This is a genomic window from Streptomyces sp. CG4, from assembly GCF_041080655.1.
Taxonomy (GTDB): domain Bacteria; phylum Actinomycetota; class Actinomycetes; order Streptomycetales; family Streptomycetaceae; genus Streptomyces.
Genome location: NZ_CP163525.1, coordinates 7,454,394 through 7,476,305 on the forward strand (window position 1 = coordinate 7,454,394; position 21,912 = coordinate 7,476,305).

The 21,912-nt window shown below is 72.4% G+C and carries 17 protein-coding genes and 1 pseudogene; 4 read left to right on the top strand and 14 right to left on the bottom strand.

The genetic code is table 11. From position 1 onward, the window contains the following. Positions 1-14 precede the first annotated feature (14 nt). The 5 genes from AB5L52_RS34075 to AB5L52_RS34095 form a co-directional block, all read right to left on the bottom strand. A complete protein-coding gene (locus AB5L52_RS34075) occupies positions 15-3,866 on the bottom strand; it encodes a lipopolysaccharide biosynthesis protein (protein WP_369367537.1) in 3,852 nt (1,283 codons plus the stop codon). Next, on the bottom strand, positions 3,859-4,659 hold the full coding sequence (locus AB5L52_RS34080; protein WP_369367538.1) for a polysaccharide deacetylase family protein: 801 nt from the start codon (positions 4,657-4,659) through the stop codon (positions 3,859-3,861). The genes AB5L52_RS34075 and AB5L52_RS34080 overlap by 8 nt, the downstream gene beginning before the upstream one ends. Then, positions 4,652-5,641 carry a glycosyltransferase family 2 protein gene (locus AB5L52_RS34085; RefSeq protein ID WP_351022187.1) on the bottom strand — a complete coding sequence of 330 codons (990 nt, stop codon included), beginning with the start codon at positions 5,639-5,641 and terminating at the stop codon, positions 4,652-4,654. Before AB5L52_RS34085 ends, AB5L52_RS34080 begins: the two co-directional genes overlap by 8 nt. Beyond that, positions 5,638-6,459, bottom strand: coding sequence for a glycosyltransferase family 2 protein (locus tag AB5L52_RS34090; protein ID WP_351022184.1), 822 nt, complete (start codon positions 6,457-6,459; stop codon positions 5,638-5,640). The genes AB5L52_RS34085 and AB5L52_RS34090 overlap by 4 nt, the downstream gene beginning before the upstream one ends. Before the next feature lie 467 nt (positions 6,460-6,926). Beyond that, the gene (locus AB5L52_RS34095) at positions 6,927-7,472 is read right to left on the bottom strand and encodes a hypothetical protein (protein ID WP_369367539.1); all 546 of its coding nucleotides are present in this window, start codon (positions 7,470-7,472) and stop codon (positions 6,927-6,929) included. A gap of 126 nt (positions 7,473-7,598) precedes the next feature. On the opposite strand from AB5L52_RS34095, the gene AB5L52_RS34100 reads away from it, so the two are divergent. After that, positions 7,599-8,405 carry an SGNH/GDSL hydrolase family protein gene (locus AB5L52_RS34100; RefSeq protein ID WP_351022175.1) on the top strand — a complete coding sequence of 269 codons (807 nt, stop codon included), beginning with the start codon at positions 7,599-7,601 and terminating at the stop codon, positions 8,403-8,405. Between the two features lie 39 nt (positions 8,406-8,444). On the opposite strand, the gene AB5L52_RS34105 is transcribed toward AB5L52_RS34100, so the two are convergent. From AB5L52_RS34105 to AB5L52_RS34120, 4 genes and pseudogenes are all read right to left on the bottom strand, one after another. After that, complete coding sequence (locus AB5L52_RS34105) at positions 8,445-10,076, bottom strand: serine/threonine-protein kinase (protein ID WP_369367540.1); 1,632 nt, start codon at positions 10,074-10,076, stop codon at positions 8,445-8,447. A 44-nt stretch (positions 10,077-10,120) separates the two neighbouring features. After that, the gene (locus tag AB5L52_RS34110; protein WP_369367541.1) at positions 10,121-11,602 is read right to left on the bottom strand and encodes a nickel transporter; all 1,482 of its coding nucleotides are present in this window, start codon (positions 11,600-11,602) and stop codon (positions 10,121-10,123) included. Further along, positions 11,599-13,194, bottom strand: a complete 1,596-nt coding sequence (locus tag AB5L52_RS34115) for a tetratricopeptide repeat protein (protein ID WP_369367542.1) — start codon at positions 13,192-13,194, stop codon at positions 11,599-11,601. The genes AB5L52_RS34110 and AB5L52_RS34115 overlap by 4 nt, the downstream gene beginning before the upstream one ends. 100 nt (positions 13,195-13,294) lie before the next feature. Beyond that, positions 13,295-14,852: pseudogene (locus AB5L52_RS34120) on the bottom strand (DUF4331 domain-containing protein). Positions 14,853-15,062: 210 nt separating this feature from the next. On the opposite strand from AB5L52_RS34120, the gene AB5L52_RS34125 reads away from it, so the two are divergent. Both AB5L52_RS34125 and AB5L52_RS34130 read left to right on the top strand, forming a co-directional pair. After that, a complete protein-coding gene (locus AB5L52_RS34125) occupies positions 15,063-15,605 on the top strand; it encodes a sigma-70 family RNA polymerase sigma factor (protein WP_351022162.1) in 543 nt (180 codons plus the stop codon). Next, positions 15,602-16,435 (top strand): anti-sigma factor, encoded by an 834-nt coding sequence (locus tag AB5L52_RS34130; protein WP_369367543.1) that lies wholly within the window; start codon positions 15,602-15,604, stop codon positions 16,433-16,435. Before AB5L52_RS34125 ends, AB5L52_RS34130 begins: the two co-directional genes overlap by 4 nt. Positions 16,436-16,604: 169 nt before the next feature. Here the strand turns inward: AB5L52_RS34130 and AB5L52_RS34135 are convergent, their stop codons facing one another. The 4 genes from AB5L52_RS34135 to AB5L52_RS34150 all read right to left on the bottom strand — a co-directional run bounded on the left by AB5L52_RS34135 (position 16,605) and on the right by AB5L52_RS34150 (position 19,885). Continuing rightward, positions 16,605-16,739, bottom strand: a complete 135-nt coding sequence (locus tag AB5L52_RS34135) for a hypothetical protein (protein ID WP_351022157.1) — start codon at positions 16,737-16,739, stop codon at positions 16,605-16,607. Positions 16,740-16,896: 157 nt separating this feature from the next. Further along, positions 16,897-18,093 (bottom strand): CaiB/BaiF CoA transferase family protein, encoded by a 1,197-nt coding sequence (locus AB5L52_RS34140; RefSeq protein ID WP_369367544.1) that lies wholly within the window; start codon positions 18,091-18,093, stop codon positions 16,897-16,899. Between the two features lie 47 nt (positions 18,094-18,140). Then, entirely contained in the window at positions 18,141-18,920 is a 780-nt protein-coding gene (locus AB5L52_RS34145; protein WP_369367545.1) for an ABC transporter permease, read from the bottom strand. Continuing rightward, on the bottom strand, positions 18,917-19,885 hold the full coding sequence (locus AB5L52_RS34150) for an ATP-binding cassette domain-containing protein (protein ID WP_369367546.1): 969 nt from the start codon (positions 19,883-19,885) through the stop codon (positions 18,917-18,919). The genes AB5L52_RS34145 and AB5L52_RS34150 overlap by 4 nt, the downstream gene beginning before the upstream one ends. 63 nt (positions 19,886-19,948) lie before the next feature. Here AB5L52_RS34150 and AB5L52_RS34155 point away from each other — a divergent pair, with 63 nt between their 5' ends. Continuing rightward, entirely contained in the window at positions 19,949-20,659 is a 711-nt protein-coding gene (locus tag AB5L52_RS34155) for a TetR/AcrR family transcriptional regulator (RefSeq protein WP_351567519.1), read from the top strand. Positions 20,660-20,754: 95 nt separating this feature from the next. On the opposite strand, the gene AB5L52_RS34160 is transcribed toward AB5L52_RS34155, so the two are convergent. Beyond that, a complete protein-coding gene (locus AB5L52_RS34160) occupies positions 20,755-21,909 on the bottom strand; it encodes a type ISP restriction/modification enzyme (protein WP_351022152.1) in 1,155 nt (384 codons plus the stop codon). Positions 21,910-21,912 lie beyond the last annotated feature (3 nt).

Below are 21,912 nucleotides of genomic sequence, written 5' to 3' on the forward strand. Positions count from 1 at the left end.
TCACTTCGGCATCGTCACTTCAGGGTCAGGAACCGCTGCGCCAGCGAGGCCAGCACCACCGCCAGCAGCGGCAGCGCGAACCAGAACATGCCCTGGAGCAGCCGCAGTTGACGCACCCCCGGCCGCACCGCGACCCGCACGACCTCCCGCGCGGCCAGCAGCAGGACCAGGAGCACGGCGGACAGCGCGCCGACCACCGACCAGGGAGTCCAGGTCACCCGCGGCCCGATCGGACCCGGGTGCGGCTGAGGCACCGCGCCTGACGGCTGCCGGCGCAGCGCGAACACCGTGACGTCGTCGTTGACCAGGACCTTCGTCAGCTCCTGCCGGTTGTCGAGGTTCTCGATCAGCCGGGGCTCCCAGGTCGCGGAGTAGCCCGCGTCCAGCCGCAGATAGGTCATCTGACTCCGGTTGATCATCAGATACGAGTGCGGGCCGGCGTCCTTCAACGCCTTGACCAGGCCCGACACCAGGACCGGGTCGGTCGGCGCGAGCGTCGGCACATAGTTCACCCGCTCCATGTCCTTGGCGCCCCACGGCATCGCCGGGGTCACGTCGTTGACCGTGTCCTGGGTCAGCCACAGCAGCCGTACCGTCGGCCTGTCATGGGCGTACACCCAGTTCATGGCGGCGACCTCGCCGGGCCGGGTGCGCTCGAACGGCTCGTTGCCCCAGCGGGCCACCAGGAAGCCGCCCATCAGCAGCAGCCCCGCGAGCAGCGCGGCCAGCGGAGCGAGGCTCACCCGGTCCTTCTCGCGCTCCTTCGCGGTGACACCGGTGCGCGGGAAGAGGGCGAGCGCGCCGAGCAGGGTCGCGCCCGGCACCGCGAACATGAAGACGCGCAGCGCCATCTCACCGCCGTACGACTGCATGCCGAAGCCGAGGAACGGCACGAAGGTCAGCACCAGCAGCGACCGCTCGCGGTAGCGGTGGAAGCGGCGCCGCCACCAGCCCCAGCAGGCGAACGCCAGCACCGAGCCGGCCAGCAGCACCCGGGTGTACAGCACCAGCTTGTGCGTCGAACTGCCGCCCTGGATCCGGCCGGAGACGGACGTGGAGACATTGCTGCCGACCCCGCCGACCCCGCCGAACAGATCGTTGAAGTGCCCGGACCAGTACGGCTCGGCCATGAAGCCCACCCACACCGCGACCAGCACCCCGAACAGCAGCGGCAGCCCGCGCAGTTCGGACCGGCCGAGCAGGACCAGGGCCGTGAGCACGCCGAGCATGATGAACGGGGTGAGCTGGTGGGCGGGCACGCTCGCCACGTACAGGCCGATCAGCACCAGGAGCAGAACCGCACGCCGGCGCCGGTCCGTCGGCTCCACCTCCGCCTCGCCCGGACGGAACTTCGTCCAGATCACGCGCGGCGGGCGGAACCAGACCAGCAGGACCGCCACGAACATCAGATACAGCAGGTAGGTGAAGCCCTGCGGCGAGAAGTAGTCCTGGCCGACCCAGCCGCACAGCACGAACAGCCAGACACCGGTCCACTTCGCCCGCCAGCTCGCGCGCAGCGAGCGGGTCAGCAGGAACATCGGGGCCAGATAGGCGAGTTGGATGGCCGTCGGCCACCAGCGGATGACCTCGGTGAAGTCGGTGATCCCGCAGGCCCGGCCGGCGAACGCGGCCACCGCGAAGAAGCCCGGCCAGCTCCAGCGGGCGTCCAGGTCCGGTACGGCGGAACCGGTGCGGTCGATGTAGTCGATGAAGCCGAGATGCTGCCAGGCCGTCGGGAACCGCGGCTCGGCCTCGATCACGGCGGGCAGCGCGTGCAGCGACACGACCGTCGCCAGCAGGGTGAGCAGCAGCAGCGCCCGGTGCTCGCGGCGCAGCCAGAGCAGCGCGGTGAACACGACGACCAGCAGGCCCGCCCCGACGAGGGTCGGCAGCGGCAGCACCGAGATCAGCCCGAGCCCGCCCATCCGGTTCAGATCGGCCTCGCCGAGCCGCAGCGCGGGCACCCAGTACAGCAGCAGCGCGGCGACCAGCAGACAGCCGAGGACGACACCGGAACGGGTGGGCAGCAGCCGCAGGCGGAGTGACACGGGCGCCGCGGGTTCTTCGGGCACCACCTCGTCCGGCACGGCGGACCGGGGCGAGGGCGCTTCGGACCTGGCCAGGGACGCCTCCAACTCCTCCGCCGAGAAGGGCGCGTCGACCTCCGCCTCCTCCGCCTCCCGCAGCAGCGCGGCCTCGGCCGGGCCCAACGAGGCCTCACTGCCGGGCTCCTGCCCCTCCGCCGGGAGCCCTGCCGGGAGCCCTGCCAGGTGCCCCGCCGGGCGCCGTACCGGTAGTCCCGGCGGGGGCATCGGCGTACCGGCGGGCGGGGTGCCGGGGCCCGGGCGGACGTCCGGCCGGCGCTCCACATGGTCGAAGTCGACGTGGATGCCGAGGGCCAGGGTGTCGGTGTCCAGCGCCCAGGCCGGACCGGGCCGCCGTGCCGCGCCGCCGGTGGCGGGGATCTCGCGCGCCCCCAGGTCGGCGAGGTCCCCGTCGGGTGGCGCCGCGTCGGACACGGCGCCGGGCGCGGTCCGGATCGTCTTCCAGAGCCGCGGCGCGGCGATCGCCGCGATCACCGCGAGGCTGCCGGCCTCGGCGATGCCCGCGCCGGTCAGCCCCGTCCGGGGCAGGAGCAGCAGGGTCAGGCCCAGCGTCAGCACGCACAACAGGCCCTGGAACAGGGCGAGTCCGGCGGTGCGGCTGCGGGCGCGCAGCACCGCGAAGTACGTCTCGATGACGACCCGCAGCATCGAGCCGACCGCGAGCCAACGCAGCAGGGGGGTCGCCGCCGCCGCGTAGCCCGCGCCGAACACGCCGAGGATCCAGGGCGCGCCGACGATCAGCAGGGCCGCGATCGGCAGCATGATCCGCGCCATCCGCCGCAGCGCGGCACGGGTGTTGGCGGCCAGGCGTTCCGGGTCGTGCGAGCCCTCGACCGTGAGGGAGGCGCCCATGTTGATGGCGAGGAGGTCGGTCGTACCGCCGATGGTGGTGGCGATGTAGAAGTAGGCGTTCTCGGCGGAGCTGACCTGCGAGGCGACGAGCACCGGCACGAGGTAGATCACGGCGAGCGAGAACAGCGAACCGGTGTAGTCCCCGGCCAGGAACCGGCCGACCTGGTGCAGCGTCGGCGGCTTCGCGCGGCCCTCGGTCGCCTTGATGTGCCGGGGCACCAGCCGCCGGAACACCAGCCAGCCCAGCGGCACCACCGAAGTGGCGATCGCGGCCACCCAGGAGACGAAGACGCCGGCGGTCGGGATGGCGACCGCGAGCGCGACGAGCAGGGCCAGCTTCACGGCCGAGAACACGGTGTTGCCCACCGGCACCCAGGTCGCGCTGCGCAGCCCGGTCAGCACCCCGTCCTGCAGGGTGAGCAGGTTCCAGGCGACGACGGCCGCGATGAAGCCGAGCCCGTGGACCGTGCCGTGCAGGAAGCGGTACGACGGCCCCCAGGTGTCCAGGGTCAGCAGGAAGACACCCGCCGCGACCGCGACCACCAGTGAACTGCCCGCGTAGGTACGGAAGATGAGCCTGCCGGTGTGTCTGCCGGACACCGGGATGAAGCGGGCCAGGGCACCGGTCAGCGTGACCGCGGTCAGCCCGGCCAGGAACTTCATCGCGGCGATGGCGGCCGAGCCCTGCCCGACCGCCGACTCGGAGTAGTAGCGCGCCGCCGCCAGCCAGAAGCCGAGTCCGAGGACAGCGCTGATCCCCGTGTTGAGCATCAGCGCATAGGCGTTGCGGAACAGCGGACTGCCGCCGGCGGACCGGCCCGTGCGGGGCAGCCGGAGGCGGCGCCCGGACTTCTCGGGCGCCTCGGCGTCGGGCGTCGCGGCCTCGGTTGTTGTGGTCGTGTCAGACACGGGAACGGATGGCCTTCCGGCGGACCTGGCGGGCTCTGCGGACGAGGGCGTACCCCTTGGTGAGGGCGCGGTCCCTGGCGAAGGTGCGGGCGACGGCACGGCCGTGCAGCAGCCGTTCGAACTCCGCCGCCCCCGTGGCCCGCCGGACCGTGACCCGTTCGAGCGCGTACGGCCCCTGGCGGCGGCGGGCGAGCGCGTTGCCGACGGCGAGCGCCTGGGCGTAGCCGTCCGCGCGCACGGCCTGGCGGACCCTGCGGCTGGAGTAGCCGTAGGGGTAGGCGAACGAGACCGGGCGGGCGCCGAGTTCGGCCGTGACGATCTCCGTGCAGCGGGTCAGTTCCGTGTGCAGCGCGCCGTCGTCCAGCTGGTCGAGCTGCGGGTGGGTGTGGCTGTGCCCGCCGATCTCGACGCCGACGGCGGCCAGTTCGCGCACCTGCCGCCAGTCGAGCATGGTGTCCAGGCCGGCCCCGTTGTCGTACGCCCCCCTGATCCAGCCGGTGGAGACGAACAGCGTGGCGGGGAAGCCGTGCTTGGCGAGCACGGGCAGCGCGTGCCGGTGCACGCCCTCGTAGCCGTCGTCGAAGGTGATCAGCACCGGCCGGGCGGGCAGCGGGCGGCCGCTGCGCCAGCGGTCCGCGAGGTCGGCGGTGGTGACCGGGGTCAGGCCCAGGTCACCGATGAGCGCCATCTGCTCCGCGAACGCCTCCGGCGCGACCGACAGGGCGCGGGTGGCGTCGTTGGGCGCGGTGGCCACGGAGTGGTACATGAGGATCGGTACGGGAGTGTCACTCACCTGTGCCCCCTTCGATCGGCGCCGACGAGAACGTCGTCCCGCCTCGCCGGGCCCGCACACTGCCCACCACATAGCCGCCCGCCGCGGTGAGCACGCCGGCGACGATCGCGCCCGCGCGGCCCGCTCCGCCCGGCCGGGCCAGCAGGGCGTCCCGCAGGCCGCGGGCGACTCCGGCGGGCAACACCCTTGTGGTGTAGCGGCGTTCGGACTCCAGCCCCTTCTGCGCGCCGACGCTGCGGGCGACCAGCGCCTTGGACAGGCCCTCGGCGTAGGCGCGGGTGCGGAAGTAGGCGAAGTGCTCGCGGGGTGCGGGCACCCGGTGGTGGATGACCGCGCGGTCGTCGATGAGCAGGACGGCGTCGGGGCGGGCCCGGGTGAGCCGGATGCACAGCTCCGTCTCCTCGCAGCCGAGCGGCCGGCGATCGCCGTCGCGGCCGATGCCGGTCGCGAAGCCGCCCGCCGCGTCGAACGCCGTACGCCGGAAGGAAGCGTTTCCTCCGAGCACGTTGCGGACGCGTACCCGGCCGGGCGGCAGTCCCTTGTAGGTGCAGCCGACCACCCAGTCGAACTCCTCCGGGAACCAGGCCGGGCGCCGGCCCGACGCCCAGACGGGTTCGGTACGGCCGCCGACCGCCATGACGCGCGGGTCGGCGTACCCCTCGGCGAAGCGGCGCAGCCAGTCGCGTTCGGCCACGGCGTCGTCGTCCAGGAAGGCGATGACCTCGCCGTGGGAGGCGGCGATGCCGGTGTTGCGGCCGGCGGACAGGCCGCGCGGGCCCGTGTTGTCCAGCACCCGGACGCCGCCGGTCTCCTTGTACTCGCGGGACAGCCGGTCCCGCAGGGCCGGGTTGTGGTCCACGACGAGGAGGGTCTCCAGCGCCGGGTACGACTGCGCGCGCACCGAGGAGACCGCCGCGAGGATGTCCTCCCAGCGGTCCTCGGTGTACACGCAGATCACGACGGAGATGCCGGGATCTGTCAAGACAGCTCTCCCCGGACCGTGTCGAGCATCGGGGAGTGGTGTTCCTGGCGGCGCAGTTCGCGCCGGTTGGAGCGTTCCTGGAGGATGACCTTGAGCACTCGGATCCCGTCGCGTACGGCCCGCAGATTGCTGGTGCCGTGGATGCGGAGGTACTCGTGGCTCGGGATCTCCTGGACCTTCAGACCGGCCTTGACCACTCTGATGTTCATCAGCGTCTCGACCTCGAAGCCGGTGCAGTCCAGGTCGATCTTGTCGAGGCAGTGCCGCCAGAACGCGTTGTAGCCGTAGCACAGGTCGGTGTAGCGGGCGCCGAACTTGCGGTTGACGACCGTGCACAGCGCCCAGTTGCCGAGCTTGCGGATGAAGGTCATGTCGTCGGTGCCGCCGCCGTTGGCGAAGCGCGAGCCCTTGGCGAAGTCGGCGCCGGAGACCAGCGCGGAGACATAGCTGACGATCTCGCCGCCGTCGGCCGAGCCGTCCGCGTCGACCATGACGATGATGTCGCCGCTGCAGGCCTCGAACCCGGTGATCAGGGCATCCCCTTTGCCCTTGCCGTGCTGTTCGACGACCTTGACGCCCGGCCACAGGGCACGGGCCACTTCGACGGTGTCGTCGGTGGAATTGCCGTCCACCAGAACGACTTCGTGTATCCAGTCCGGAAGTGTCTTGAAGACGTACGGAAGATTCTCCGCCTCATTCATGGCGGGAATGACCACGCTCACCGGCGGAGTGATCGCCAGGTGAGAGGAGATCGGCCGATAGTACGTGCCGATGAACGGATCTTGATCCGAACTCGGCGGGCGCAGAACAGAACTCATGGGTCTTTTCCCTCTCGTCCGGTGGACCGCCCACCCCCGGGCGGCCCGGCTCTGTGTCCGGTTCGAAAGGGGGGTACTCATCTTCGGCACGGCGAATGGATCACCGGGGAATCGATCATCGGCGGATCGGTCATTGACGGATCGACCTCCGATGGATTGATCTCCGGTGAATTGATCTCCGTGTCCACGGACGAGCTGGCAAAGCTGGCCGACCTGCCGGAGAAATACGACAGCCGGTCGCGCGGCACGGCTCGGTCACACGTGTGGTCACCGAGCACGGCACCCCCCTACCGCGCCCCGCGCCGGTGAACGTCGCGGCCCTGAGCCCTCCCCTGGAGCCGTATGCCGACGTGCCGGTGCGGGTGAGTTGTATGACGGTATTGACGATTGAACCCGAAAGGCAAGCCCTGGAAGGCTGCCTCACGCTTTTGTTGGTTTGGCCGTTACACAACTTTGGCCGGTCTTGCTCAGTGTTGTGTGCGTTTTCCGGAAATTTGTTCCCGGAGTGACACCAGAAACAGAAGCAGCGCACTCAGCACGGTCACCGCGACCACCCCGCCACGGACCGACCAGTGGTGGACCGCGAGCATGCCCTGGGTCACCAGCATGTTGACGACGACCGAGCCCGCAAGCGCGCAGAGCGCCCGGCCGAAGGGATCCAGCCCGCGCAGCGCCGCGGCGAGCGCCACGGCCGGCGCCGCGAGCAGGAAGAAGAAGGTGCACGGGCCGCGCAGCGGTGAGGCCGAGTCGATGAGAGCGAGCAGCGCGCCGACCGCCGCGACGGCCGTCCCGGCCCCCGCGAGCAGCGGTGACAGGCCCCTCCCCGAGCCTGGTCGCGCTCCCTCGGCGTCCGCCGACGAGCCGTCTGGTGAAGGTGTCTTGATGCGTAAGGTCTGCATTGGCGACTTTGCCCCCCGACGCGCCGGATGCCGGGCTTCAATGTGGCGCAGTCCAAGCGGCGTCGTCAAGACGACGGTTGCCGAACCGTCACCAGAGGTGACATGTACGCGCAATAGATGAACGGTGAATGTTTCTGGTTGATCCTGTTGAGACCGCAAAAGTCTTGGCATGGACACTTCCCGTCAACACGCGTAATTGCTACGACAGTTGCGGCAGAGATCCTGCTAAAGGGAGGTTCCATGAGACGTTCCCGACTTACCGGACTCGTTACCTCACTCCTCCTTGCCGCCGGCCTCGGACTCACCGGAGCCGCGTCGGCACAGGCGTCCTCGACGACCGCGACCGGCGGCTATGTCGCCCTCGGCGACTCCTACTCGTCCGGAGTCGGCTCGGGCAGCTACATCAGCTCCAGCGGAAGCTGCGACCGCAGCACGAAGGCGTACCCGTATCTGTGGAACGCCGCCCACAGCCCGTCCTCGTTCGCCTTCAACGCCTGCTCCGGGGCCACCACGGACGATGTGATGGCCCATCAGCTCGGCTCGCTGAACTCCGCCACCTCACTGGTGTCCCTCACCATCGGCGGCAACGACGCGGGCTTCTCCGACGTCATGACGACCTGTGTGATCCAGTCCGACAGCGCCTGCCTCTCCCGGATCGACACCGCCAAGGCGTACGTCGACTCCACGCTCCCCGGCAAGCTGGACACCGTCTACGACGCGATCACCGCCAGGGCGCCAGGCGCCAGGGTGGTCGTCCTCAGCTACCCCCGCTTCTATCTGCTCGGCCAGACCTGCCTCGGCCTCTCCGACACCAAGCGGTCCGCGATCAACGGGGCCGCCGACTACATCGACGCCGCCATCCAGAAGCGCGCCCAGGCCCACGGGTTCGTCTTCGGCGACGTCCGCTCCGCGTTCTCCAGCCACGAGATCTGCTCCGGCGACTCCTGGCTGCACAGCGTCAACTGGCTCGACATCAGCGAGTCGTACCACCCCACCGCGGCCGGCCAGTCCGGCGGCTATCTGCCGGCGCTCACGAACAACACGTGACCCGGACGGGCTAGCCCCCGAGGGCGAACCTTCCCGCCCTCAAGGTGAACTCCCCGGTGAGCCCGAAGCCGAAGCGGAGGCCCCGCCCGTCGGGGTCTCCGTCGCCGTTCGAGAGCAACTCACTGCGAACGGCACGGAGTTCGAGGTCGTCTGCACGGGACCGCGCACCTGCACACTGATCCGGTCCTCGGTCGTCCCGCTGCCCGAGTCCACCGTCAGTGTCACCCCCGCCTTCCGCGTCCTCCCGCCGCCGTCCGGGAACGACAGCGCCCGCCACCCGGGGTCCGACACCGACCCGCGCGTCGACACCCAGCGGTACTCCACCCGCGCCGGCAGCCGGCCCACCGTGAACGTCGCCGTGAAGGCCGGCGTCTGCGCGGCCGGTGGGGGACAGGCCCCGGAGTACGTCGTATGCGCACCGGCCACGGTGACCTGCACGGACTGCGCCGGCCGTGTGCTGGACGACGCGCTGCGGCTCGCGGTCGACGGCGTCCCGGTGTTCGAGTCGGTGCTGCCGCTCGCGGTCGGCGCGTGTGCGCTGTCGCTCGCCGAGGCGCCGCCCGCGTTCCCCCGGCCGCCGCCGTTGTCGCGGTGCAGCAGCGCGTACGTCAGCCCCGCCAGCGCGAGCACGACCGCGAGCAGGCCCGCCACCAGCACCGCACCGGCCCGCCGCGTCCGCTCCGGCACCGCGGACGTCGTCGCGCCGTGCAGGGGAGCCGGCGGGGTGGGAGTGGGCGGCTGCGGGTACGGGGCCGCGTACTCCCGGTCCACAGCGGTCGGGGCGGTGTACGGCGGTGGCAGCGGCATCGTGACCGCGCGGGGCGCGCCTCCCCCGGAGGGGGCACCCCCGGCCGCGACGATGCGCAGCTCGTGTTCCGCCCGCTCGGCGGCCGGCCGCTCGGCCGGGTCCTTGCGCAGCAACCCCTCGATGACCGGCGCGAGCGGCCCGGCCCGGCGCGGCGGCGGCAACTCCTCGTCCACCACGGCACGCAACGTGCTGATCGGGGTGTCGTACCGGAACGGCGAGACGCCCTCCACGGCCGCGTAGAGCAGCACCCCCAGCGACCACAGATCGGACTCCGGCCCCGGCGTCCGCCCCAACGCCCGCTCCGGGGCGAGGAATTCGGGCGAGCCGACCACCTCACCGGTCATGGTCAGCGCGGAGCTGCCCTCGACCGAGGCGATCCCGAAGTCGGTCAGCACCACCCGGCCGTCGTTCGCCAGCAGGACGTTGGCCGGCTTCACGTCCCGGTGCAGCACTCCGACGGCGTGCGCGGCGCGCAGTGCGGACAGCACCTCCGCACCGATGTGCGCCGCCCGCTGCGGCGCCAGCGGACCCTCCGCCTCCAGCTGGTCGGCGAGCGACAGCCCGCGCACCAGCTCCATCACGATCCACGGCCGGCCGCCCTCGATCGCGACGTCGTACACCGTGACCACGTTGCGGTTCGAGACGCGGGCCGCCGCCCACGCCTCGCGCTCCAGGCGCGCGTACATCCGCTCCACATCGGAGGCCGGCAGCCCGGCCGGGGCCCGCACCTCCTTGACGGCCACCTCGCGGTGCAGCACCTCGTCCCGGGCGCGCCACACCGTGCCCATGCCGCCCTCGCCCAGCGGGGACAGCAGACGGTAGCGGCCCGCGATCACACGTTCACGGCCCGGCTCTTCGGACACGGGCGCCCCCAAGGCATGTCGCGTGGCTTCTTCACAAAAGTAGCTCAGCCCAGCGCGGATGCGGCCCCCCTGAGTACCAGTCCGGCACCCAGGGCCATGACGACCAGCGCGGACACGAGAGGCACGGAGCGGCGAAGCAACGCTGCCACCGGGTGGGCGGTCCAGCGCGGACGCCGTGCCAGCACCCGGGTCACCCCCGAACCCAGCCGGACCACGGCGAACCCTGCCGCCGTGAGCGTCAGCGCGAGCCCGGCGCCGTAGGCCACGACGAGCAGCAGTCCGAACCAGGCCTTGCCGAGCGCGGCGGCTCCGACGAGGACGACCACGGCGGACGGACTGGGCACCAGCCCACCGGCGAAGCCGAGCAGGAGCGTGCCCCGGAGGGTGGGGGCGGCGGGGTGGGTGTGCGTGTGACCACCATGCGTGTGCGTGTGCGTGTGCGTGTGGCCGTCGTGGGTGTGGGTGTGCTCGCCATGGGTGTGCCCAACATGCTGGGCGGGGTGATGGTGGCGGGCGGACCACACTCTCCGTACGAGACCGGCGCCGGTCGCGAGGACCAGCGCGCCGCCGGCGATGCCCAGCCAGGCGATCACCGAGGGCGTGGCGGCGGAACCGGCCGTGACGAGCAGGCCCAGAGCGACCACGCCCAGGGTGTGGGTCACCGTGACCGAGGCCGCCAGCGGCAGCACGTCCCGCGGCCGGGCCCGGCCCCCGCGCGCCGCCGCGGCCGCGGCCATCAGGGTCTTGCCGTGGCCCGGCGCGAGCGCGTGCAGCGCGCCCAGCACGACCGCGATGAGCAGCGCGAGCGCGCCGAAGCCGAGGGTGAGGTCCTGACGGGCCACCAGGTCGTCCAGCGCGCGGGTCCAGCGGTCGGCGCCCCGCGGCAGGACGGCGGCCCCCGGTTCCGTCCGCGGTTCCTCGACGAGGGCCGGACCGCCGGGGCGCAGCCGTACGGAGGCCGTGGTGGTGTCGGCCGGGGAGGACAGCAAGTCCTTCGGATACGTGGTCAGTTCGTGCGAGACCGACGTCCTCGATACGTCCGTCGAGGTCAGCGTCATACGGTCGCCGCGCGCGGTGATCTCCCGCCAGCCGGGCCCGGACCAGTTCGTCGCGCTGCGGAAGCCGAGCGTGACCGAGCCGGCCCGGGGGAGCGGCGCCGTCCAACGGCACTCCACGCGCAGGGTGTTGAGGCCCGCCTGCCCCGGGCGCAGGGCGGCCCGGCTCTCCCGCACGGTGAGGGGGACCTCGCGCCCGTTCACGGCCACCTCGCTGTCCCGGGCGGCCTGCGCGCAGCGCTGCCGGGACCACTCCGTGCCGCCCAGCCGCGCCAGGTCCGGCTTGGCCTGGGTCGCCGGTATCTCGGCCAGGTCCTCGACATGGTCGACCCGGAGGCGGCCCGGCCCGGCGACGAGGCCGTCGTACCGGTTGACGGTGAAGTTGCCGAGGGGATGCGCGCTCGCGCCGTGGGCGGGCAGCAGCACGAGGGCGCACAGGGCGCCGAGGACGAGCGGGATGCGCAGTCTCACTTCGCGGCCTCCAGCGCCTTACGGGCCTGGGCGGCGCCCAAGGGGGAGAAGCCCGAGTTCAGCCGCAGCGCCGAGGTCAGCGAGGCGCGTCCGTCCGTCCGGTGGCCCGTGGCCAGCTCGATCATGCCGCGGTGGTACAGGAACGCGGCGTTGCGGTACCCGGTGGCGGTGGCCCGGCGGGCGTACGGCAGCGCCTGCGCGTCAAGGCCGTTGACGTGCAGCGCCCAGGCCAGCGCGTCCGCGGTGTGCACGGTGTGCCGACGGGCCCATTCGGCGCGGGCCGCGCGCAGGGCGGCCGCCTTGTCGCCGTGGTCGGCGGCGGCCAGCGCGGTGTCCAGGTCGGCGTTGACGCCGCCCGCGCGGGCCAGCGTGATCCAGGTGTCCACGAGGGCGTACTGCCGCTGGGCCCTGGCCCGGTCGCCGGCCGCGCCACGCGCCTCGTACAGCTCGCCCAGTTCGACGAGCGGGCCCGGCAGCGGATAGCGGGACACCACCGTCTCCATCCCCTTGATCGCCGCCGCGCGGTCGCCGCCCGCCGCCTGCGTCCGGGCCCGGCCCTCCAGCGCCGGGAGGTAGCTGTCGTCGGCGGCGAGGGCGCGGGCGTAGTAGCCGAGGGCGGTCCTGTAGTCGCCCTGGTTCCAGGCGAGTTGACCGAGCTGGGCGGCCACGTACGCGAGGTCGCCGGGTGACGTGGCGCTCGCCAGGGCCTGCTGGAGGACCCGGCGCGCCGTGGTCACGTCGCCCCGCAGCTCGTGCACGTACGCGTACCGGGTGAAGACCGGTACGCCCGGCCTGCGGGCGTCGGCGGTCTCGGCTGCCTTCGACGCCTCGGTGTACCGCCCGAGTTCGACCAGCGCGTCGATACGGGAGGACAGCGCACGCTCGCTGTACGGGTTCTGGCGCAGCGCCGCGTCCGCGCAGGTCAGGGCGCCGGTGAAGTCGTGCCGGGCGGCGGCGAGGGCGGCACGGCCGGCCAGTGCCTGGTCACTGTCCGGGGCCAGCGACAGGGACCGCCGCAGCGCCTGCTCCGCCTGCGGATAGCGAGCGGGGTCGCCCTTGGTCCGCGCCTGCTCCACATAGGCCAGGCCCAGCGTGGCCCAGCTGCCGGCGTCCTTGGGCTGGGTGCGCAGATGCGCCTGGAGCGCGGCGACGGAGGCGTCCAGGCTTCCGCCACCCAGGACACCGGGGTCCACGGCACTGGAGGCGACCGGCGCCGAGGCGGGCGCCCGATCCGCACCGAAGGCGATGGCCCCACCGGTCACCGCGACCGCCAACAGGGCGGCGCATCCGACGAGTTGCACGGCCCGCCAGCGCCGGCCGGCGTCGGCGAACCGCCGGAGCGCTGCGACGCGCCGGTCGGGGCCGGGCGCGGAAGGCTCCTCGGAGCCGGGGGCTGCACGCTCGGCGGAGTCCGGCTCCGCGTCTTCTTCCAGGCCCGCAGCCGGGTTCCCGGCGCCGGAAGCCGACGCATCCGCGCAGCCGCCGGCCGAGGACTCGGCGTCGTCCTGTGCCGTCCCGTCCGGCGCGGTCCCGTCCTGTTCCCTGTTCACCTGCCGCTCGCCGCTCTCGTCGTCGTTCGTGCGCGGAGACATGGCCGCTCCTCGGTCGCCTGGTCCTGGTCGGAAGGAGAAGGCGCGGCCCGCCGTGGGGGAGGGGAAGATACGGGCCGCGCCGGTCTGGGTGGGGGCGGGGTCAGTAGGGGCGGCGGATACGGCGGCGCCACCAGCCGACGGCGGTGCCGATCAGCAGGATCCCGGCCGCGCCCGAGGCCGCCGAGGCGGCGATCAGCACCGTGTTGCCCGAGCCGTCGGCGGAGGACCCGGCCGGCTGCAGGGCGTCACCCAGCTGGCTGCGCACGTCCGTGCCCGCGGCCGTGCCCTTGGCGAGCGGGCCGCGGGAACCGGAGGTGGGCTCGGCGACGTACGGGAAGTACTTCTCGAAGTTCTGGTCGTTCTTGTCGACCCCGTCGCCCAAGTTGTTCTTCATGCCGACCAGTGAGCCCTCCATCACCTGGAGTGCCTCGTCCACCACGTCGTCGGTGAGGCGACGTCCGTTCGGGAAGCCCGCGTTGTCGCCGTCCAGGACACCGAGCCGCTTGGGGTGCATGCTCGGCTTGATCGAGGTGTTCAGGCGCAGCTCCTCCGAAGGCCGTACGTACGGCGGCTGGTTGAGGCCCTTGACGCCCTTGAGGAACACGTCGACCAGGTCGTTGCGCGGCTCGCTCGGCGCCTTGATCTTGTAGATCTGCTCGATGAGCTTGGGCAGTTCGGGGTTGGTGACGTTCTTCAGGAACTGGGCGTCGTACGCGGGCTGCGAGGCGTTGAACTTGTCCTTGTCCCTCTGCGGGTTCACGACCTCGTTGACCAGCGGGTTGCCCAGGCGCGAGACCTGCGTGTAGGAGCCCTGCGCGTTGCGGCGCTGGGTGGTGGACCAGATGCCGACGACCGGCTGCTTCGAGGACTCGCGGATCAGGTCGGTGGGCACCTGGAGGGCGACGGTGTTGACGTTGTAGCCCTTGAGGGTGTCGTTGCCGACCTCGCTCAGGTTGCCGCCGTAGAGCAGGTCGAAGAACGCGCAGGTCGGCGAAGAACGGGTCGTCCGCCTGCCCGGCGAAGGTCGTGGCGCCGGCCGCGGTCTTGTAGACGGCCTGCGAGCGCAGCTTGGCGTAGTCCGGCATGGAGGCCTTGCCGACGTTCGACGGCGCCACCGGAACGTCCTCGGCGAGCCTGGTCCGGTACGCCACCCGGTCGTGCTTGAGCCGGAGCAGATCGATGTCGTAGGTCTGCGTGATGTTGAGGTTCGCGTCGTCGAGGCTCCTCACGACACCGGTGTTGTAGAGGAACGTGTTGCCGTTCTTCGTGTGGGTCTTGAAGGTGTAGCGGAAGATCAGATCGTCTTTCGCGTCGCCGTTGTTGTCGATGTGGATGTCGTACTGGGCGTCGTCGGCGAACGTGTAGAAGTTCGGTCCGCCCGCCGGCTCCTCGAACGGGATCCAGTTCGCCACGACCGTCGTCGTGTCGGGCTTGTCGGGGCTGACGAACGCGTACAGGTCGGTGTTGTCGTACTGCGGGGTCCCCGAGATCAGCGGGGCCTCCCGGTGGGAGGAGGCGGACGCCGCCCCGGGTGCCAGCGCGGCGACGCCGGCGGCGGTGAGCCCCCCGGCGGCCAGCGCCCCGCAGATGAGCGTGACCAGGCCGGTGCGTCCCGAGCCGCTTCTGGAGAAGGGACCCCTGGAGAAGAGAGGTGTCATGCCGTCCGTCCTCAGTGCCGACTTGCCTTTGACGGACGGGTCTTCGGAGCGGGCCCGCCGCGCGGATTGGTCGGCCGGAGAAAAACTTTTGGCCACGTTCCGACCCGCGTTTTCGGCCCGCTGATCCGTATCACCCGCCGGAGGTGTGCGTTCATGCGGATGCGTGGAGTGCGCGGAGGGGCCGGCTGCGGCCACGGAGAGGGGGCCCGCATGCAGGCGGACGAGCTGCTGCTGCTCGTCGCGGGCGGTGACCAGAGAGCGTTCGAGGACCTGTACGCACTGGTGTCCGGGCCGGTGTACGGGCTCGTACGACGGGTGGTGCGCGACCCCGCCCAGTCCGAGGAGGTCGCCCAGGAGGTGCTGCTGGAGTTGTGGCGCTCGGCCGCCCGGTTCGACCCCGGCCGGGGCAGCGCGCTGTCCTGGATCCTCACCCTCGCCCACCGCCGTGCCGTGGACCGGGTGCGCAGCGCCCGCGCGGCCGGCGAACGCGAGCAGCGGGAGGCCCTGCGCGCCGGGGAGCCCGCCTTCGACCAGGTCGCCGAGGAGGTCGAGGCCGGTCTGGAACGCGAATGGGTGCGCCGCTGTCTGCACCGGCTCACGGCCCTGCAACGCCAGTCCGTGACGCTCGCCTACTACGACGGCTACACCTACCGTGAGGTGGCCGAACGGCTCGCGCTGCCGCTCGGCACGGTCAAGACGCGGATGCGCGACGGACTCACCCGGCTGCGCGAGTGCCTGGGAGGAGCCGCATGAGCATCCTGGGCAGGCTGCTGCGCCGCGAGGACCCGCACTCCCTGGCCGCGCCCTACGCGCTCGACGCCCTGGAACCGGGCGAGCGGCGCCGGTTCGAGAAGCATCTGCGGGGCTGCGACCGCTGCGCCGCCGAGGTGCGGGAGCTGGCCGAGGACGCCGTACGCCTCGCCTGGTCCGCGGCGGCCCCGCCGCCCGCCGCCCTGCGCGAGCGGGTGCTGGCCGCCGTGCGCACCACCGCTCAGGACCAGGCACCGGACCGGACCCCGGCCCGCGAGCGCACACCCCAGCTGCCGCCGCACGTCTGGGGCACGCAGCCGCCGCCGGGACGCACCCGTACGCCCCGCACGCCCCGTACGCGCCCGCTCTTCGTGCCGCTCGCCACGGCCACCGCGGCGGCGGCCCTCGTCGTCGCCTCCCTCTTCGCCGTCCAGGCGCACCACACCCAGGACCGGCTCGACGCGGAGCGGTCCCGGGCACGTGAGATCGCCCACGTTCTGGCCGCGCCCGACGCCCGCGCCGTCACCAGCGAGGACGCGCGGGGCCGCGGTATCGGAGTGATCGCTTCCGCATCGCGCGGCGCAGCCGTCGTCACCCTCAGCGGATACGGCACCCCGCCCGGCGGCCGCGTCCGGCAGCTCTGGCTCATGCGCCCCCGCGTGCAACCGCGCTCCCTCGGGCTCTTCGCGGGCGACACGCCCTTGGTCGCGCAGGGCCTCGACGCCTCCTCGACGTCACTCGCCGTGACCGTCGAGCCTGATGGCGGCTCGGCCCAACCCACCAGCCAGCCCATAGTCCAACTCACCCTGAAATCGGTCGGATTCGGAGAGTAGTCAAAGAGGGATGGTCAACAGCCTTATGGGGAAGGTGAATCCTGTGCCCGAGATACCCGCGTGCCCCGGTGGGGCGATAGGGTTAGCCTGCCCGGGCCGGGTGGACTCGTACGGGTGGGGAGTGACATGGATCAGATAACAATGCGCAGCAGGGCCAGGGTCCCTGCGATCACCTGCGGGAGCAGCGCGACCAGTTCGCGTCTGGACCGCCATCTGTCGGTGCTGGCGGGCCCCGCCATACCGCAGCGGGAGACGGTCGAGGCGACCTCGCTGATGCGTGAGCTGACGGCGCGTGACACCGCACAGCAGCGCAGCGACCGGGGCCGACGGGTCAGTCGTGTCTCCCTCTTCGCGCCGCTGCGCCGACTGCGGCGCTCACTGTTCGGCGGCCACTGAACGGCCACTGAGCAGCCGTCGACCCGGTCGACGGCCCCTCTGGAGTCCTTCCGGGGTGCCCGTGCTCAGGCCGCCGCACCGTCCCGGCGCATGGCTGCGATCTCGTCGTCCGTCATCCCCACGGCACGCAGCAGCGCCCCGGTGTGCTGTCCGAGCGCGGGCACATCACCCATCCGCGCCTCGTCCCCGCCCGGCAGTGTGATGGGAGGCAGCAACGCCTGCAACGGCCCGACCGGCGACCCCACCACACGCCACCGCTCCCGGGCCGCCAGCTGCGGATGCGCCGCGAGTTCGTGCAGATCCCTCAGCCGGGCACAGGCGATGCCCGCCTTCTCCAGCCGGCCCAGCGCCTCCTCGGTGCCCAGCACGCCGAGCGCCCCCGCCACCAGCTCGTCGGTCTTCTCCCGGTTCGCGACCCGCGAGGCGTTTGTCGCGTACACCGGGTCCGTCCCCAATTCCGGGCGTCCCATGACCTGTTCGGCCAGCCGTCGCCACTCCCGGTCGTTCTGCACGGACAGCAGCACCCGTCCGCCGTCCGCCGTGGGATAGGCGTCGTACGGTGCGATGACGGCGTGCGCGAGACCGGTGCGCGCCGGGGGCTCACCCCCATGCATCGCATGGTGCAGCGGATGCCCCAGCCATTCGGCGAGCGCCTCCAGCATCGACACCTCCACCGGCCCGCCCCGCCCCGTCGTCCCCCGCCGCACGAGAGCCGCGAGGACACCCGAGAACGCGTACATGGCCGCCGCGATGTCCGCCGCCGGGATCCCCGCCTTCACCGGCTGCTCCGGCGTCCCGGTCACCGACACGAGCCCCGCCTCGCACTGCACGAGCATGTCGTACGCCCGCTTGTCCGCGTACGGCCCCGAGCCGCCGTAGCCCGAGATGTCCACGGCGATCAGCCGTGGATGCGCGGCGCACAGCGTGGCCGCGTCGAGGCCGAGCCGGGCGGCGGCCCCGTGGGCGAGGTTCTGCACGAACACGTCCGCGTCCGCGATCAGCCGGCGTGCGACCGCCAGGCCGCGCGGGTCCTTCAGGTCCAGCGCGAGCGACTCCTTGCCGCGGTTGCACCACACGAAGTGCGAGGCGAGACCGCGGGCCGCCGTGTCGTAGCCGCGCGCGAAGTCGCCGCCGTCGACCCGCTCCACCTTGATGACCCGGGCGCCCAGGTCGGCGAGCTGCCGGGTCGCGAAGGGGGCGGACACGGCCTGTTCGACGGCGACGACGGTGATGCCCGCGAGGGGCAGGGGCTGCTGATCCATGCACCGGATCATGGCCCGTGACCGGCGGGTTTGTCAGTAGCGCCGGATCACTCGCCGCGGCTGTACCGGCGCACGGCCAGCGGCAGGAACACGGCGACGAGGGCGAGGCTCCAGGTGAGCGCCCCGGCGACCGGGTGGGCCACCGGCCAGGCCGAGTCCGGTGGCACGGGGGCGTTGCCGAAGAGGTCGCGCAGGGCGGTCGTCACCGCGCTGATCGGGTTCCAGTCGGCGAGCGTGCGCAGCCAGCCCGGCAGATGATCCGTCGGGATGTAGGCGTCGGACAGCAACGGCAGCACGAAGGAGGAGGCGCCGAGCTGCCCGGCGGCGTCCTCGCTGCGGGTGAGCAGCCCCAGGAAGATCCCGGCGCAGGTGCAGGCGAACCGGAAGAGCAGCAGCAGCCCCACGGCACCGGCCGCGTCGATCGCGGACCCCTCGATCCGCCAGCCCACGGCGAGCCCGACCAGCAGCAGCGGCACCGTGCCGACGGCCGTGACGGCCAGGTCGGCGGCCGCCTGCCCGAGCGGTACGGCGGCCCGGCTCACCGGCATCGAGCGGAACCGGTCCATCACCCCCCGGTGGGTGTCCGCGGCGGCCTGGAACATACCGGTCATCAGCCCGCCGGCCGCGGTCGCGACCAGCAGCCCCGGCACCAGGAAGGCCCGGTACTCGCGGCCGGGCATCGCCAGCGCGCTGCCGAAGACATAGCCGAAGAACAGCAGCATGTTGATCGGCATCATCTGGGTCAGGACCGCCAGCCCCGGGCTGTTGCGGACCCTGCGCAGCTGCCGGCCGGTCATCGCCAGACCGTCGTGGGCCAGCGCGCTCATGCGGCACGCTCCTTGCCGTCGGGGGACTCGGGCGCGGACTCGCCGGTGAGCCGCAGGAAGACGTCGTCGAGGGTGGGCGGGCGCAGGCCGGCGTCCAGCAACGGCACGCCCGCCGCGTCGAGTTCGCGCACCAGGCGCGGCAGCGTCAGGGTCGGATCGGTGCTGACGGCGCCGACGGCGTTGCGGTCACGGTCGAACACCGGCTCGCTGCCGGTGAGTTGGTCAAGTACGGCGGCCGCCTTCGACAGCGCGTCGCCGTCCGCGACCACGGCCTCCGCGTACGATCCGATGAGCGCCTTGAGTTCGGCGGGCGACCCCGTGTGCGCGACCCGGCCCTGGTCCACCAGGGCGATGTCGTCCGCGAGCTGGTCGGCCTCCTCCAGATACTGAGTGGTCAGCAGCACGGTCGTACCGTCCGCCTTCAGCTCGCGCACCGCCTGCCAGATACGGGCGCGGCTCGCCGGGTCGAGTCCGGTGGTCGGCTCGTCGAGGAAGAGCACATCGGGGCTGCGGACGAGGCTCGCCGCGAGGTCCAGCCGACGCCGCATGCCGCCCGAGTAGGTCGCGGCCCTGCGGTCGGCGGCCTCGGTCAGACCGAAGCGCGCCAGCAGGTCGTCGGCCCGCGCGGCCGGTCCGTGCACCCGGTGCAGTCGGGCGAACAGCCGCAGGTTCTCGCGGCCGGTGAGATCGCCGTCGACCGAGGCGTACTGCCCCGTGACCCCGATCCGGCTCCGCACGGCGGCGGCGTCCCGCACCAGGTCGTGCCCCGCGACCCGCGCGGAACCGGCGTCCGGCCGCAGCAGCGTGGTCAGCAGCCGCACGGCCGTCGTCTTGCCGGCGCCATTCGGGCCGAGCAGCCCGCAGACCGTCCCCTGCGCCACCGCCAGATCCAGTCCACGCAGGGCGTGCACCGCGCCGAAGCGCTTCTCCAAGCCCTCACTAAGTACAGCGTACGTAGAAGTCATGTCGTGACCATAACGCACTGCGTACGCTGTACGAAACTAGGATGGTGGCCGAGGTGATGATCGATGGCAGTCCGAGGGGCCGTCCCCGAAGTGATCTGGGCGCGTCCCGAGCGCACCGGCCGGGGCCCGAGACCGGCGTACACTCGCGACGACATCGCGGCCGCCGCCGTCCGCATCGCCGACGAGCGGGGGCTCGACGCGGTGTCGATGCGGCATGTCGCGGCCGAGCTGGGCTGCGGCACGATGTCGCTGTACAACTACGTCCCCCGCAAGGAGGACCTGTACGAGCTGATGGTCGACGCGATCAGCTCGGAGCACGAGCTGTGGGAGCCGAGCGGGGACTGGCGGGCCGACATGCTCCGGGTGGCCCGGCAGACGCGTGAGCTGATGCGTCGGCATCCCTGGCTGCCGCGCCTGATGTCACCGGTGTACGGCTTCAGCCCCCATGCCCTGCGCTATCTGGAGCACTGCCTGGCCTGCCTGGACCCGCTGGAGGCGTCCTACGGCACCAAGCTGGAGCTGCTCGCGATGCTGAACGGCATCGTGACGACGTACGTCCGCAACGAACTCGACACCGCCGAGCGGGTGCGGGCGCTGCCGTGGTCCGAGGCCGAGGAGAACGCGGTGCGCGGTGCCTACCTCGGCCGTCAGGTCGCTTCCGGCGCGTATCCGAGGATGGCGGCGGCGTTCGGGGAGGATGCGGGGCCGATCGATCTGGACGCGGTTTTCGAGCGGGCGTTGGGGCGGCTTCTGGATGCGTTCGCGCTGCGCTGACCTGGCTGGTCCGGCGGGTGCGGCTCGTGGGCGGCTGGTCGTGCAGTTCCCCGCGCCCCTGGGGGGGATTGCCCCCAACCCGTCTGCAAAGCGGGCTAGATGAGGGCGAACTGGCCCTCTGGGCCCTCCTCGTGGTGGTCCAGGACCGAGGCGGGGCGGTGGGATGCCTCGGGTGCCGGGAGGATGCCCGCCTCCCGCAGGTCGGTCGCGGTGATCGCCGACGTCACCTTCAACTCCGCCCGCTGTGGGCGCAGTTCGGCCAGCAGGGCCAGGACCGTGATCAGTTCCAGGAGTTCCGAGGTCCAGGCCTGGGGCCAGGCCGGCGGGCGGATCGCGGCGAGGGTGCCCGGGTCGGGCGGGGTCGTGCGGGCCGTGAACCAGGACTCCAGGACGCGGGCACCGGCCACCTCGTAGTCCCAGGCCGCCCGCGGGACGGGGGAGACGCGGCCCTCGTCCAGGTGGAGAGCTTCGTCCTCGGGGTCGTAGCCGAGAGTGACGGGCCGGGCCGGCAGGGGTGCGCGTACGTAGGGGCGGCGGCCACCGGGCAGCTTGGGGCGCTCGCCGTCGCGGCGCATCAGCCACAGCATGCGGCGGCCGATTTCGACGCCGGTCGACCAGAGGTCGGGGTCGTCCGTGAGCGGCACGGTCAGGTCGGGGGCGGTGGCTGCCAGGATCCAGGACAGGACGTCCGCCGGGGCGGGGGCGGTGCCGAGGCGGCAGGCCAGGTGGGCCGTCAGGCCCGGCGCGAGATTGGGTTCCGTGCCGCCGGGGCGGCGGTACAGCGGACGGACGCGGCCCGTGCGGAGGGTGGGGAGCAGCGCGGTGACCAGCAGGGGGTCGGTCTCGTCCCCCGTCTCCACGGTGAACACCTGCTGCGCGTCGGCCACGCGCCACAACTCCGGCCGGGCGGTGTCGATCAGCCGGTGGTCCGGGATCAGCCACTGCTCGTCGAAGGGCCCAGCGAGCACACGCACGGGCTCCGCGCAGGGGCCCTCGGCGCGGACCAGCCGCTCGGTGCCGGTGGACTGGCCGGGCAGTTGGCCCACCGCCGAACCGGTCGTGCGGGCGCGCGTCGGCTCGAACAGAGCCTCCCGGTCCGGCCCTTCGGCCTTCAGCAGGGCGTCCCAGCGGGCCTTCAGGGAGCCGGGGTCGGGTGCCGCCGGCCAGCCACGGCCCAGCCGCAGCGGTGCGACGGACCACGGCATGAGGTCCGCCAGCAGCGGAGCGTCGTCGTACGTCACGCGGGGCATCGT